Source organism: Sinorhizobium sp. Y406 (genome assembly GCF_058732025.1).
This window is the reverse complement of sequence record NZ_CM178975.1, coordinates 1,064,409-1,078,546: the sequence shown is the minus strand read 5'-3', so window position 1 is coordinate 1,078,546 and position 14,138 is coordinate 1,064,409. Positions and strand designations below refer to the sequence as shown.

General features: G+C 60.8%; 14 protein-coding genes. 13 read left to right on the top strand and 1 reads right to left on the bottom strand.

Annotation, left to right across the window (positions count from 1 at the left end; all coding sequences use genetic code 11):
- Nucleotides 1-16 precede the first annotated feature (16 nt).
- The 5 genes from AC4P1R_RS21915 (at nt 17) to AC4P1R_RS21895 (ending at nt 4,135) form a co-directional block, all read left to right on the top strand.
- The gene (locus tag AC4P1R_RS21915; RefSeq protein WP_492177822.1) at nt 17-895 is read left to right on the top strand and encodes a sugar phosphate isomerase/epimerase family protein; all 879 of its coding nucleotides are present in this window, start codon (nt 17-19) and stop codon (nt 893-895) included.
- Nucleotides 896-964: 69 nt separating this feature from the next.
- Complete coding sequence (locus AC4P1R_RS21910) at nt 965-1,864, top strand: MurR/RpiR family transcriptional regulator (protein WP_492177821.1); 900 nt, start codon at nt 965-967, stop codon at nt 1,862-1,864.
- A gap of 12 nt (nt 1,865-1,876) precedes the next feature.
- Entirely contained in the window at nt 1,877-2,686 is an 810-nt protein-coding gene (locus AC4P1R_RS21905) for an inositol monophosphatase family protein (RefSeq protein WP_492177820.1), read from the top strand.
- Between the two features lie 145 nt (nt 2,687-2,831).
- Nucleotides 2,832-3,842 carry an amidohydrolase family protein gene (locus AC4P1R_RS21900; protein ID WP_492177819.1) on the top strand — a complete coding sequence of 337 codons (1,011 nt, stop codon included), beginning with the start codon at nt 2,832-2,834 and terminating at the stop codon, nt 3,840-3,842.
- Nucleotides 3,839-4,135: a NifU family protein gene (locus tag AC4P1R_RS21895; protein ID WP_492177818.1), complete on the top strand. Its 297-nt coding sequence runs from the start codon at nt 3,839-3,841 to the stop codon at nt 4,133-4,135. Before AC4P1R_RS21900 ends, AC4P1R_RS21895 begins: the two co-directional genes overlap by 4 nt.
- Nucleotides 4,136-4,218: 83 nt before the next feature.
- Here AC4P1R_RS21895 and AC4P1R_RS21890 read toward each other — a convergent pair whose 3' ends face one another.
- Entirely contained in the window at nt 4,219-5,286 is a 1,068-nt protein-coding gene (locus tag AC4P1R_RS21890; protein WP_492177817.1) for an SDR family oxidoreductase, read from the bottom strand.
- Between the two features lie 113 nt (nt 5,287-5,399).
- Here AC4P1R_RS21890 and AC4P1R_RS21885 point away from each other — a divergent pair, with 113 nt between their 5' ends.
- The 8 genes from AC4P1R_RS21885 to AC4P1R_RS21850 all read left to right on the top strand — a co-directional run bounded on the left by AC4P1R_RS21885 (nt 5,400) and on the right by AC4P1R_RS21850 (nt 14,137).
- Nucleotides 5,400-6,302: a LysR family transcriptional regulator gene (locus tag AC4P1R_RS21885; protein WP_492177816.1), complete on the top strand. Its 903-nt coding sequence runs from the start codon at nt 5,400-5,402 to the stop codon at nt 6,300-6,302.
- 176 nt (nt 6,303-6,478) lie between these two features.
- A complete protein-coding gene (locus AC4P1R_RS21880; protein WP_492177815.1) occupies nt 6,479-7,402 on the top strand; it encodes a LysR family transcriptional regulator in 924 nt (307 codons plus the stop codon).
- Between the two features lie 178 nt (nt 7,403-7,580).
- Nucleotides 7,581-8,363 carry an SDR family NAD(P)-dependent oxidoreductase gene (locus tag AC4P1R_RS21875; protein ID WP_492177814.1) on the top strand — a complete coding sequence of 261 codons (783 nt, stop codon included), beginning with the start codon at nt 7,581-7,583 and terminating at the stop codon, nt 8,361-8,363.
- 20 nt (nt 8,364-8,383) lie between these two features.
- Nucleotides 8,384-9,538, top strand: coding sequence for an ABC transporter ATP-binding protein (locus AC4P1R_RS21870; RefSeq protein ID WP_492177813.1), 1,155 nt, complete (start codon nt 8,384-8,386; stop codon nt 9,536-9,538).
- 50 nt (nt 9,539-9,588) lie between these two features.
- A complete protein-coding gene (locus tag AC4P1R_RS21865; RefSeq protein ID WP_492177812.1) occupies nt 9,589-11,013 on the top strand; it encodes an ABC transporter substrate-binding protein in 1,425 nt (474 codons plus the stop codon).
- Nucleotides 11,014-11,116: 103 nt separating this feature from the next.
- A complete protein-coding gene (locus tag AC4P1R_RS21860; protein WP_492177811.1) occupies nt 11,117-12,082 on the top strand; it encodes a carbohydrate ABC transporter permease in 966 nt (321 codons plus the stop codon).
- A gap of 9 nt (nt 12,083-12,091) precedes the next feature.
- Nucleotides 12,092-12,949 carry a carbohydrate ABC transporter permease gene (locus tag AC4P1R_RS21855; RefSeq protein WP_492177810.1) on the top strand — a complete coding sequence of 286 codons (858 nt, stop codon included), beginning with the start codon at nt 12,092-12,094 and terminating at the stop codon, nt 12,947-12,949.
- A gap of 42 nt (nt 12,950-12,991) precedes the next feature.
- Entirely contained in the window at nt 12,992-14,137 is a 1,146-nt protein-coding gene (locus AC4P1R_RS21850) for an ABC transporter ATP-binding protein (protein ID WP_492177809.1), read from the top strand.
- Nucleotide 14,138 lies beyond the last annotated feature (1 nt).

Here is a 14,138-nt window from a genome sequence, read left to right as displayed (position 1 = left end):
ATTTCGGGAGGAAGACATGGGCGGAAAACTCGGAATACACAGCCTCGTCTTCACCGACGACTGGTCGAGCGACAGGGCGGCGGAAAGCTGCCGGGCAGCGGCGGAGATCGGTTTCGAACTGATCGAGGTGCTGATGTTCGATCCGGCGGCGCTCGACATTCCGCTCACCCGGCGGGTGGTGCGCGAGGCGGGGCTGGAGCTTCGTCTCGGCATGGCCCTCGGTCCCGATGCCGACATTTCTTCCTCTGACACGGCGATTGCCCGGCGTGGCGAGGAAACGGTCGCAAGAGCCCTGGAGATTGCTTCGGAGCTCGGCGCCCCCGCCGTCTCCGGCATCACCTATGCCGCCTTCTCGAGCTATTCCGCGCCGGCGACGCAGGACGCGCGGGCGCAGGTTGCCGAGAGCCTTGCCCGGCTCGACCGCCGTGCCGGCGAACTGGGGGTCCGCCTCGGACTGGAGCCGGTCAATCGCTACGAGAGCTATCTCGTCAATACGCTGGATGAGGCCGCATCGTTGATCCGCGCGTCGGGCGGCGCCAATCTGTTCATTCATATGGATACCTTCCATATGAACATCGAGGAGGGTGACATCGCCGCCGCCATCCACCGCAACGCCTCACTTCTCGGCTACGCCCATGTCGCCGACAGCAATCGCGGCGTGCTCGGCGGTGGACATTTCGATCTGGCCGCCTATTTCAAGGCGCTGGCGACGGCGGGTTATTCCGGCGACTTTACTGTTGAGGGCTTTTCCTCCCGCGTCCTGAGCGATGCGCTTGTCGGGGGGGTGCGGTTGTGGCGCAAGGCGTGGGACGATTCGCTCGTGGCGGCACGCGCCGCCTATGACCTTGTTCGCGCCACACGCGAGAGCGCGAGGGCATCAAGCAGGATCTGGTGAAAAAAGAAATTTCATTCTCGGGCACTTGCCGGTTATAGAATTGCGACGAAACAGTCGGAGTCGTGATCGATGGATAAGGCAGCGGACAACAGGCAATCTATTCTGATCCGGATTCGCTGGAAGGCCGGTTACATGAACCCGGCCCTGCGACGCATCGCCGACCGGGTGCTGAAGGCTCCGGAAGAGATAAAATCGATCTCGATCAAGGATCTCGCACTCCAGTGCGACGTCTCGGAATCAACGGTCACTCGCTTCGTGCGCGAGATCGACGTGCAGAGTTTTCAGCAGTTCAAGATCCTGATCGCCGAAGAGCTGTCCCAGGGAACTGCCGCGGCCGAGCCACTGTCGGAACGGCACGTCTACGAAGACATCACCGGCCAGGACAATACCTCATCGGTTCTCTCGAAGGTCGCGGCCCGTTATGCGATGACGGTCTCGGATACGCGGGCGGGACTTGCCGAAAAGGAACTGGAGCGCGCCGTCGAGGCGATCGAGGAAGCCGACGTGCTCGGCTTCTTCGCCATGGGCGCGTCGCTGCTCTGCGTGGAAAATGCGCTGCTGCGCTTCATGCGGGTCGGCAAGCGTTGCCTGTTCTTCCGTGATCTGGGTATCCGGCAGATCTCGACTTCGACGCTCGGGCCGAAATCGCTGGCGATCGGCATCTCGAATTCCGGCCGCACCATTTCGACCGTGGATAGCCTGCAGCATGCGAAGCTCCAGGGCGCGGCGACGCTGGCGATCACATCCTTCCCGGATTCGCCGATCGTGCGGCATGCGGATATCTGCCTTTTCACGCCGACCATCACGGGCGTGATCGGGCCGGGCGAATATCATGAATCCATGGTCTCGAAGATCGCGCAGCTTCAGGTCATCGACACGCTCTATTCGCTCTATGCGGTGCGCAATTTCGGTCGGGCCATCGAAGGCCTGGAGCGGACTTCCGACGTGACCGCGCTGACCCGCTATTAAAGGATTCCGTGAATGCCCGATACGTCTTCCTCCGCTGCCGGGCTGGAAACCCGCCTTGCTGCCGCCAAACATGCTGCCCGTGAAGCAGGGCGCCTGTTGCTGTCCCATTACGGACGACGCAGCCAGCTGGTCATCGAGCAGAAGGGGCTGAACGACTTCGTTTCCATCGCCGATCGCGAAGCAGAGGAGGCGATCGCCGCCATTCTTCGCCCGGCCTTTCCGGAGGATGGGTTTCTCGGCGAGGAAACCGGCATGTCGGGCGCCGAGGGCGCGGAGCGCGTCTGGTGTGTCGATCCGCTTGACGGTACGTCGAATTTTCTGAAGGGCGCGCACAATTGGTGCGTTTCGATCGGTCTCTGGTCGGAGGGCGAGCCGATCCTCGGCGTCATCTATGACTCGCTCCGTGACGAGCTCTTTGCCGGTGCCGACGGGATTGCGTCAACCGTCAACGGCGTGCCGATCTCGGTCAGCACCACTGGCAGCATCGACAAGACGAGCTTCGGCCTCGGGTACAATCACCGTGTTCCACCGGCCGCCTTTGCTGCAGATGCCGAACGTCTCTTCTCGTCCGGCGGCAGCTTCCGCCAGGTTGGTGCCGGTGCGCTGATGCTTGCCTATGTCGCTGCCGGCCGGGTGGACGGCTATTTCGAGCGCCATATGTGGTCGTGGGATGCCGTTGCCGGGCTCGCTCTCATCAAGGCGGCGGGCGGCCGCTTTCTGGTCTATCCAGAGCCGGGAACGGCCCTTCCCAAGGGCGGACTGGTGCTTGCCAGCGGCCCGGCGCTGTACCAGGATTTTGCGGATCTCTTCCATCTCGGTTGAACCCGACCGGCGAGGCTTAGCTGTCGCGAAGGCAGTCTTCGGATAACTCGATGACTGCCGCATTCGTCTCCATGATATTGATCCAAATGGCCTTTTCAGGGCTGCCACGGCGCATCTGCGCCTTTGGATCGATGGGAGAAAGCGAATGAAAGACGGAATGTTTGTCTTTGACGCGGCGGTGCATTGCCAGGATTTCAGCGATGGCCAGATCAAGGACGGTAGCGACGGCCGGCGCGTGCGCATCCTGCGCGAACAGCTGACCGGCTTCATCAATTTGACGGGCCGGCGCGGGCCGCCGCCGGCAACCGAAACGTTTTCCAATCCTGACCTCGACTGGGCGGTGGACATGCTGTTCGGCAAGGCCGACACGGACATGGCCTGCGCCTGCTCCGTGCCGCTGTTTTCGCATTGGCGGGCGGGTCTCGGTCCCGTGGAACTCAGCCATGCGCTCGCCCAGAAGGATCCCAACCGCATCGTGCTGACCGGTGGTGTCGATCCGGCTTATCATGGCGTCGGTTCGGCGCTGAAGGAAATGGAGCGGCAGGTGCATGAGCTCGGCGCCGTCAGCTTCAAGTTTTATCAGTACCAGTCCCGCGGGTGTTCCTGGCGGGCCGATGACCGCGATATCGCCTATCCGCTCTGGGAAAAGGCGATCGAGCTTGGCGTGAAGATGGTCCAGTTCCACAAGGGCTTTCCATTGGAACTTGGGCCGGTCGAGGCCTTCAAGCCAAACGACATCCAGTATGCGGCCGCCGATTTCCCGGAGCTGAATTTCGGCATCCATCACCTCGGCGATCCCTATGTCGACGAGACGATCTCCATCGCGAGCCGGTTCGTGAACATCTACCTGATCCTGCCGCTCTGGTTTAACCAGTATTATCTCCAGCCCTGGAAAATGCTGCAGAGGCTTGGCGAAGCACTGCTTTTTGTCGGCTCCGACCGCATCTGCTATGGCTCGGAAGCCTTCATCTGGCCGCATGTGCAGACCTATATCGATACGCTCGCCAATCTCGAAATGCCCGAGGAACTGCAGGAGCGCAACGGTTATCCGGAGATCACCCGGGAGATGAAGGAAAATATCCTCGGCAAGGCGTTTGCGCGCGGCATGGGCATCGATATCGAGGCGAAGAAGCGCGAGTTGGGGCTGGTGGCATGATCGATCGTGTCGCCCTTGACGCTGCCCTTGGCCGTGCGCGGCCTCTCATCCTCGGTCATGGCGGTGATATCGCAATCACCGATGTGAGCGAGGATGGCGTGGTCAGCGTTGCGCTGACCGGCGCTTGCCGGGCCTGCCCAAACCTCGCCATGACCTTTGTCGGTCCTGTCCGCACCTTCCTGATGGCGGTGCCCGGGGTCAGCGCCGTCGAATGCGGCCAGGTGAATGCCGGGCCGCGGGCGCTGTCACGCCTAGCCGGCCTGCTCAACGCCCATCCCTATCCCGCTGCCTGACGGCGGGATTTTTTTATTGATGCAAATAGAAGAGCGCATCGGCCGGCCGATGCGCTCTTTTCGTGAAGAGACCTCGGATGCTCTCAGGGAATGATGCGCTCCGCGCGCAGGCGATCGAAAACGTCGATGAAGGACTTTTCCGTGTCCTGGATTTCCTGGAAGCCGAGCGCCCGGCTCTTTGCCATGGAATGCAGGCATTCCATCGGTCGGCCGAGATCGAGATCCGTGTGCCAGGGGGAGGCGAGACGGTCGAGAGCGTGCGGCTGGAGGCCATGCTGCCGCACCAATGCCTGCCAGTCTGGATCGAGGCCCTGCATCCGCTCCGTCAGGGAGTTGTAGTGGCCGGGATAGGCGCCCACCTCGATGCCGAAATAGTCGGCGATACGTTTCCACAGCTGTTCCCAGCGGAAGACGTCGCCGTTGGTGGCGTTGAAAGCCTCGTTGCGCGCGTTCGGCTCCGTCGAGGCCCAGACGATGTGCCTGGCGAGTAGCCGCGCGTCCGTGATGTCATTGATGCCGTGGTAGGCCGTGGGCGTGCCGGGAAAGGTGAAGGGCCGGCCGGTCGCCTTGCAGATGGAGGCGAAGGTGGCGAGCGTCGCACCGATATTCATAAGGTTGCCGACCGCATAGCCGATGATCGTATGTGAGCGGTGCACCGACCAGCCGTAGCCGTGGCGGGCAGCATAGTCCATCGCGACATCTTCAAGCTCGTAATAGAAATTCTTCTTCGTCAGGCGCGGCGCATCCTCGCGGAAGGGCGTCACCGGCGTGACCTTGCCATAGTCCTCGAACGGGCCGAGATAATGCTTCGTGCCGGTGACGACGGCGACATGCTCCACCGTGCCGGCGGCCGCAACGCCATCCAGAAGTGTCCGCAGCATGCCGCCATTCAGCCGGATATTCTCGTCCTCGCTCTTCCCGAGCGTCCAGGTGCAGAAATAGACATGGGTCGGGCGGAGCGTCGCCAGCGTCTTCAGCGCGGCTTCGCGATCCAGGAGATCGACGGCATGCGTCTGCATATAGGATGCGCCGACGGGTGGCCGGCGCGAAAGCCCGGTTATCTCCCAGCCGCCGAGATCGCGCAGGTGTTCGGCCACGTTGAGCCCAACAATGCCGGTCGCACCGGCCACGAGTGCCCGTTTCTGATACATGTTTCAGTCTCCTCCATTGGGTCGAAGGAGAGCACTGCCATTTCCGGGTTGCGGCAGTAACCAGGGCACTGTCATAAGTGAAGTGATAACCTGTCACGAATGAGAGAAACGCAATGTCCGGTCGCATTTCCGAAATCGAGGTTTTTGTCAAAGTCGTCGAGACCGGCAGCTTCACCGCGGCTGCGGATGCCTTGCGCCTGTCTCCCTCGGCCATCAGCAAGATTGTCGCGCGCATCGAGGCGCGCCTTGGTCTGCCGCTTGCAATCCGCTCGACGCGAAAGCTGCGCCTGACCGTCGAGGGGGAGGATTATTTCGCCCGGGGCAAACAGATCCTGCAGGATATATCGAGCCTGGAGCGCGGAGTGCGGGAAAGCGCTGGCCAGATCGGTGGCAAGCTCAGGGTCAGCTGCAACGTGCCCTTCGGTATTCATCGTGTCGCGCCGCTGGTTACCGGTTTTCTCGAGGCCTTCCCGGATATATCGCTGGAGTTCTCCCTGTCGGATACGACCGCTGACCTCATTCGCGAGGGCGTTGATGTGGCCATCCGCACCGGCGTGCTGACCGACTCCACGATCCGTTTCCGCCGTCTCGCGTCATCGCCGCGCCATGTTGTGGCATCCCCCGCCTATCTCGAGCGGCATGGCGTTCCGATCGAGCCGCGCGATCTCCTGGAGCACAATTGCCTGACGCTCGGCTTCAGCCGCAGCTATGGCAAATGGCCGTTCCGCGTCGATCAGGACGGTGTCGTCACCCAGCTCGATCTGGCGGTGAAGGGCAATCTCAGTCTCGACAATGGCGAAAGCCTCCGCCGGTTTGCCCTTGACGGCATTGGCATCGCGCGTCTTTCGGACTTCCACATCGGGCACGATCTCAAGGCGGGGCGACTGGTCTCCGTCCTCGAAACATTCAACCCGGGTGATCGTGAGCCGGTTTCCATCATCTATGCGGACCAATCGCCGCTCGCGCCGCGTATCCGTGTCTTCATCGACTATCTGATCAAACACATCGCGCCGTAGCGATTTCGATTTGTGACGCTTTTTCCATAATGAAATGACTAATATTCGCAGCGGGATTCCGCCCGGTGGTGTTACTGCTTAATGACGGCTTCGGTTTCTCAGACGGAGGGCGCCGATGAAACGGCGCCTGGGACACCGGGACCGCCAGGCAAGCTGCCTGAACGGAGGGACTGCGGATGAACTGTTTGGCCGATCTCAGGATGTTTTCGGAAATCGCCCGCTCACAGAGCATGGCGCGTGCTGCAAATCGTCTCGGCATGGCGCCGGCAACGATCAGCGGACGCCTAAAGGCGCTGGAGGATCATTACGGCATGGCGCTTGTGCGGCGCACGACGCGCTCGCTTTTCCTGACGGAGGAGGGCCGTCTGTTGCTGGAGCGCGCGGAGCCCGTGCTCTCCGGGTTTGCGGATCTCGAGCGTGAAATGGGCGGTCGGCGGCGTGCGGTCGAGGGAGGGTTGGTGCTCTCCTGCGCGACGGATATTGGCCGCAGTCACGTACTGCCTCTTGTTCATGCCTTTGCCCGTACGCATCCGCATGTCAAATTCTCGCTGCGCTATGATCCACCCGGCAGCCTGAATGAAATTCATTTCGATGCTGCGCTGCGCGCTGGCCCGGTAAAGGACTCGGGTCTCACGATCCGCAAACTGTTCATGATGGAAACCGTGACAGTGGCGGCTCCCGGCTATCTGGCGGAGCGCGGCATTCCGTCATCGCCCGAAGCGCTGGAGGATCACGACTGTCTCCGCCTGGAAGGCTCGATGATCGGCGGCGATGTCTGGGTCTTCGAGGGGGAGGCTCAAAGCAGCATCACCGTTGGTGGACGGTTTCGGGCAAGCGACCCGGAGACCTTGAAAACTCTCGCTCTGCAAGGACTTGGCGTCTTGCGCGCGACGCGCGCGGACATCGAGCCGGAGCTGCGTTCGGGGCGGCTGGTGCCGATCCTTGCGCGTTTCGAGCCAGCCGCAACGCGCGTCAGTCTGATCAGCGATACGCGTCGGCGGCTTCCCGCGCGCACGGCCGCTTTTATCGATTTCTCCCTGCAGCATTTTGCGGGCGAAGGTGGCGAGACCTCGATGCGTTGGTGGCAAACCGCGGCGTAATCGAGTAAAATTTATTTTCTTGCAAAATATGTAAAAAAAAATTAGTTCTATCGGCAGGGCAAAGTCCTCGGCCCGAGAGGCTAGCGGCCGTCAGGCCGTAAGAAGAGGAGCGCGCAGGCCGCCTGGAGGGGTGGTGCGCCGGAGCTTCATGGCTCCGCAAGCCAATGGAGGTTAGGCAATGGATTACGGGTTGAAAGGCAAGCATGTGCTTGTAACGGGAGGGGCGACGGGCATTGGCCTTGCGGTTGCCGAAGCGTTTGTCGCCGAGGGCGCCCGTGCGACCGTCAGCGGTCTTTCCGAAGTCGAGGTCGATGCTGCTGTCGACCGCCTGGGCAAGCATGGCCGGGGGATGGCGTGCGACCTGACGGTTGCCGGCGAGGACAAGCGGCTCGCCGATTTCGCCGCTGCGGTGGCGCCGGTCGACTTCCTGATCAATTCGGTCGGCATTTTTGAGGTCCGTCCGTTCTTCGAGACGCGGGACGAAGACTGGTTCCGCTTTTTCGACGTCAATGTGATGACGGGTGTGCGCATGTCGCGCCTTGTCTTGAAGGGCATGCTGGAGCGCGGCGAAGGCTCGATCGTCTTCATCAGCAGTGAAAGCGCGGTAAAGCCACAGGCCTGGATGCCGCATTACGGCGCGATGAAGGCCTGCCTTCTCGGCGTGTCCCGGGCGCTTTCGGAACTGACGCGTGGCACCCGGGTACGCGTGAACACCATCCTGCCGGGGCCGACCGATACGACGGCCGTGCGCCGCTATCATGAGGAAATCGCCCGCGAAAAGGGCATCACGCGCGAACAGGTTGTCTCCGACTATTTCGACGAGACTGAACCGACCTCGCTCATCCGCCGGATGATTGCCCCCGAAGAGGTGGCCGCCAGCGTTGTCCATCTCGCCGCGTCGCCCACCCTCAACGGCATGGCGATGCGCGCCGAAGGTGGGACCATCCGCGCAATTCTCTGATTTTTGAACCGGAAAAGACCATGGCTGACCTTCAGATCGAAAACCTGGCGAAAGCCTTCAAAGGTGGCTTCACCGCGCTGAACGGCGTCTCGCTCGATGTGGCGGACCGCGAGGCGGTGTTTCTGCTCGGCCCTTCTGGGGCGGGCAAGACCACGACGCTTCGCCTCGTAGCCGGACTGGAGGACGTGACCGCCGGGCGCATCATGATCGGAGGGCGCGACGTGACCCGCTGGACACCGCGTGAGCGCAACCTCGCCATGGTCTATGACAAGCACTCGCTGTTTCCTCATCTCACGGTATACGAAAACCTCGCCTATCCGCTGCGTATTCGGAAAATGTCCGATGCGGATATCCGCCGTCATATCTCCGGCGTGGCGGAAACCCTACAGATCGAAAAGCTGCTGGAGCGCCGACCAGCCCAACTGTCCGGTGGCCAGCAACAGCGCGTGGCGATCGGCCGGGCGCTGGTGCGCGACGCGGATGTGTTCCTTCTGGACGAACCGATCTCGCATCTCGATGCCCAACTGCGAGCGCGCATGCGCGTCGAGTTCAAGCGGTTGCAGCGCGATTTCCGCGCGACGATGCTCTACGTCTCCCATGACCAGCTCGAAGCCATGACCATGGCGGACCGCATCGTGCTGATCAACAAGGGAAAAATTGAGCAGATCGCCGCCCCGCAGGAACTGTTCGACCGGCCGGCGACACTGTTTGCGGCAACCTTCATCGGCGAACCGCCCATGAATGTCATGCAGGCCGAGATTTCGGAATCGAACGGCTGCACGTTCCTGCGCATAGGCGAGGCCTACATTGAGGTCGACAAGGATTGGATGCAGGACGGCGAGGTGCTCCGGCCGGGCGATAGGTATCTGCTGGGTCTGCGACCTCAACATCTTTCCCTGTGCCACGCGGGCAGCACACATGCCTGCCGGGTCAACGGCGCGGTCTTTGCTGTCGAAACGCTCGGCTCGCGTGTTGTCTTCGATATCGACGTCGAGGGGACGGTGATCCGCGCGATGTCGACGATCGATGCCGCACTCCAATATCCCCGCACGATCGGCGCACCGATCTCGTTCCGGATCGACCCGGACTTCGTCTATCTCTTCGATGCCGACCGGGGCCGCACCGTGCGCCAGGCACGTTTCACGACGAGGGGGAAAGCAGGACACCACGCCTGACAGGGCGTGGCGAAGGGTACGCATGCATCACCAAACCTGAGGAGGAGAGAATGAACGTCATGAAAAACTCGGTCGCACTTGCGGCCGGCCTTGCGCTCTGGACGCTGTCGCTGCCGGCGCACGCCCAGACAGAGGCGCAGAAAGCGCTTGCCGGCACGACCATCCACTTCCTTGCTCCGTCCATGCCGCAGTTTGCCGCGCTCGGAAAGTTCCTGCCGGAATTCGAGCAGAAATACGGCATCAAGGTCGTCGTGGACGAGGTGCCTTTCGAAAACTACCGGCAGAAATCTCTGGTTGAGATGCAGCAGGGCACCGGCACCTACGACTTCTTCGCCGTGGACGTGATGTGGCTCGCCGAATATGCCGCTGCCGGCTTCCTCGAGCCGCTGATGCCCTATGTGAAGAACACGGAGCTGACCGACGCTGACTACGATATCGACGACTTCCTACCGCGTGTCATCAGCGGCACGGGTGTCTTCAACGACACGCTCTTCACGATCCCGATCGGCGCCGGCCCCGTCGGCACTACCTTCCGGACGGACGTAGCTGAAAACGCAGGCTTCAAGCTGCCGGAACGCTTCTCGCCGGAATTCACCACGCAATATATGTTTGACGCCGCCAAGAAAGTGAACAATCCCGAAAGCAACATGATCGGGTTCGCCAATATTCCGGGCCGATGGTTCTGGGGTGTCACCTATCTTCCATATCTCTATGCCTTCCAGACGCCGGAGACCAAGGGCGACGAATATGTCGACAAGAACTGGAAGATCTCTATCAACAACGAGCGAACTGTCGCCTCGATTGATTACTTCACCAGCTTCAAGCAGTTCATGCCGTCCGACAGCGCCAACTGGGGCATCGGCGAGGCGACGGCCGTCTACCAGGCGGGCAATGCGTTTGGAACCTGGAATTACCAGGACTTCATAAAGGGCTTTTTCGAAGACCCGGAAACGCAGGCAAAGGTGGCCGGCAAGAATGTCCACTTGCACACTCCGGTCGGCCCAAACGGCGTGATCGACCCTTGGTTCGGGGCTTGGTCGCTTGGCCTGTCCAAGGATTCCAAGAACAAGGAAGCGACCTGGACCTTCATCCAGTGGCTGACATCCAAGGACATTCAGGCCCGTGCGACGCAGTATGGCGCAGGTCCCTCGCGACACTCGACCTACAAGAGCGAGACGCTGGCCAAATACCAGCCCTGGTGGCCGGGCGTCTATGAATTCATGCTGAAGGAAACCAATCCGGACGAGCGCATCCGCGTGCCGGAATGGGCTGAAATCTCCGACATTATGGGCGAGGAAGGCAATCGTGTCTGGATCGGTGAGATCGACAGCAAGACGGCCGCCGCCAACATGGAACAGCGCATGACCGAAGCCATGCGAAAGGGCGGCTACTACATTCCGGGCCGCGACGACTTGCCGAAGCAGCAGTGGCGCGACCTGTCCTATTACGACCGCCTGCCGTCCACCTGGAACTGATCGTCGGGGCCGTCCGGGCGTGTCTGACACCCGGACGGCCAACCCGGCGCGATCTGCAACGACGCGCCGCCTTTTCTCACTATCAATGTAAAGGGACTGAGACATGTCGATCTCGGAACAAACCACTGCAGCCCATGCGCTGACCTTCGGGCAGCGGGGCTTCCTGTCCCGTTTCGGCCCCTCGAACAGGACAATCTTCCCTTGGGTGCTAATGGCGCCGACGCTGATCATTCTGTTCGCAATCGGAATCTATCCGTTCCTCTATTCGCTTTACATTGCGGCCCATAATGTCATTCTGTCGAAGCCGTATATTCCGCAATACTTCGTAGGCCTCTACCAATATCAGGCCGTCGTGCAGGATCCGGAATTCTGGCACGCCTTACGCAAAACGCTGCTCTTCACGGTTCAGGCAGTCTTCATCGAATTCTGGCTCGGACTTGGTCTTGCACTGCTCTTTCAGCGGCAATTGCGCGGCATCGCCTTCATGCGCCTCTTCATCCTTATTCCGATGATCCTGCCGCCGCTCGTCGCCGCGCTGATCTGGCGCTACATGTTCTATCCTGGCGCCGGCCTCATGACCTATTATGTCGGCGCCTTCACCCGCGCGTTGGGCGTCGGTGAAATCCCGTTCCTGTCCGATCCAGTCATTGCGTTCCAAACCTTGGTCTTCGTCGACGTCTGGGAATGGACTCCTTTCATGTTCCTGATGCTGTCGGCCGGGCTCGCCTCAATCCCGCGCCAGCCCTATGAAGCGGCCGAGATTGATGGTGCGGGGTCCTGGCGGGTTTTTTGGACGATCACCATGCCACTGCTGCGCCCGGCGATCCTGATCGCCGTGATCATCCGCACGATGGATGCCTTCCGCACTTACGAGTTGATTGTCATCATGACACGCGGCGGGCCAGGCAATGCCACCACCACGCTCAACGTTTTCCTCACGAAGACCGGTCTCGAATTCTTCGACGCGTCGAAGGCCGCAGCGCTCTCGCTGATCATGATGATGATCATAATCGTGATGAGTTTCGTGTTCATCCGCGTCTTCCGGTCCAAGACCGAAGTGGCCGAATAGGAGGTTTCTATGAAAAAATTCGGTTCCACGATCGAGTCCCCCGATGCACCGCCGGTGCAGCGCAACTGGTGGGTCTACGTCGTCCTCATCCTCGTCTGCGTCGTCAATTTCCTCCCCTATCTGCGGGTGGTAATGGTCGGATTTATGGACGGCGCGACCTCATCCTCGGCCACACCAATATGGTTCTTTACCCCTTCGCTCGAAGCGTTTGACTATCTGATCTTTGAGAAGGGGATCATGAAGAACTTCTTCAACAGCGTCGTCGTGTCGCTCGCTTCTACTTTCTTCTCGGTGACGATCGGCATGTTTTGCGCCTATGCGCTGGCACGCTATGACTTTCCAGGGCGGGATGACGTGTCCTTTTGGGTGCTCACCAACCGCATGATGCCACCTGTCGCCGTGCTGATCCCGATCTTCGTGACATTCCAGACCGCTGGCCTGCTCGACACCCTGCTGGGGCTAATCATCCTCTACACCGCAATGCAGCTTCCCTTTGTCGTCTGGATGCTGACCGGCTACTTCCGCGACATTCCGCGACGTTACGAGGAATCCGCCATGGTGGACGGTGACACGTGGTTTGCGGCATTTCGAAAGGTCACGCTGCCGATCATGGCACCCTCGATCACGGCAACCGCCATTTTCGTGATGATCCTGTCATGGAACGAGTTTGCCTTCGCAACCTTCTTGACCAGTACCCAGGCGAAAACCATGCCGCCGGCCATCATGGCCTATTCCATCGGCGCCGATATCAGGTGGAACGTTTTGGGCGCCGCGGTGGTCCTTATTACCGCGCCGCTCATCCTCTTCATACTGCTCCTGCAGCGCCAACTTATCAGCGGTCTGTCCCAAGGGGTCGTGCGCAAATGATCCTTCTCCACACCAGCAAAGGCAAGACATTGGAGCGTCACCATGGCTGAAATCGAGATCAACAGCCTCATGAAGCAATTCGGTGCTTTCCATGCGGTCAACGATGTGAATATCACCGTCAACAATGGCGAGTTCGTCTTCCTTCTCGGCCCGTCAGGCTGCGGTAAGACCACGACGTTGCGAATGATCGCCGGGCTTGAAATGCCAAGCAGCGGACGGATCGCGATCGGCGGCCGCAATGTCACGTTCCTGCGCCCGCGCCACCGCAATGTCGGCATGGTCTTCCAAGATTACGGCCTCTATCGTCACCTAACGGTCTTCGGCAATATCGCCTATCCGCTGGAAGTGCGCCGCCTGCCGCGGACCGAGATCGCCCGCAAGGTGAATGCGGTTGCTCGCACGATGCAGATCACCGAAGTCCTGCAGCGCAAGCCGGATCAGTTATCGGCAGGGCAGCTGCAGCGCGTGGCGATCGCACGCATGCTGGTTCGCGATGCCGACGTCTTTCTCATGGACGAACCGATGTCCCATCTCGACGCACAGCTGCGCGGTCAGATGCGCGCCGAACTGCGCCATATCCAGAAGAGTGTCGGTGTCACCACGATTTTCGTGACGCATGACCAGCTCGAAGCCATGACGATGGCGGACCGCATCATCGTCATGAAGGACGGCGAGATGCTGCAATTCGCCACCCCGCGCGAAATCTTCGAACGCCCGGCGACCGAATTTGTCGCGACCTTCGTCGGCGAACCGCAGATGAACGTATTCGATGTCCGCATCGGCCGCATCGAAGGGAAGATCGCTGCCATGACGGAGGATTTCGTCATCCCGCTCGATGCGACCTGGATACGGGAGAACGGTGTCGAGAACCTTGTTGGGCAAGGCGTTCGGCTTGGCGTTCGGCCGGAGCACATTTCGGTCAGCGACAAGGCCCATGGCGGTCATGGTGTTGCCGCCGAGCTTTATTCCTTCGAGCCAACCGGCGCGGAGAACCTCTACGTCCTCAAGTGTGGCGGCGTGACCATCACGACGCGCAGCTCCACGACCGAAACCGCTCATCTGGCGAAAGAGGAGGGCAGCCGCCTGTACGCCGGCTTCGATCCAAATTGGATCTATCTGTTCGAGCCTGGTTCCGGCCGCACGATCGCGCAAGCCGCTGCCAGCCAATCCGAAAACGAGGAGATGTGAG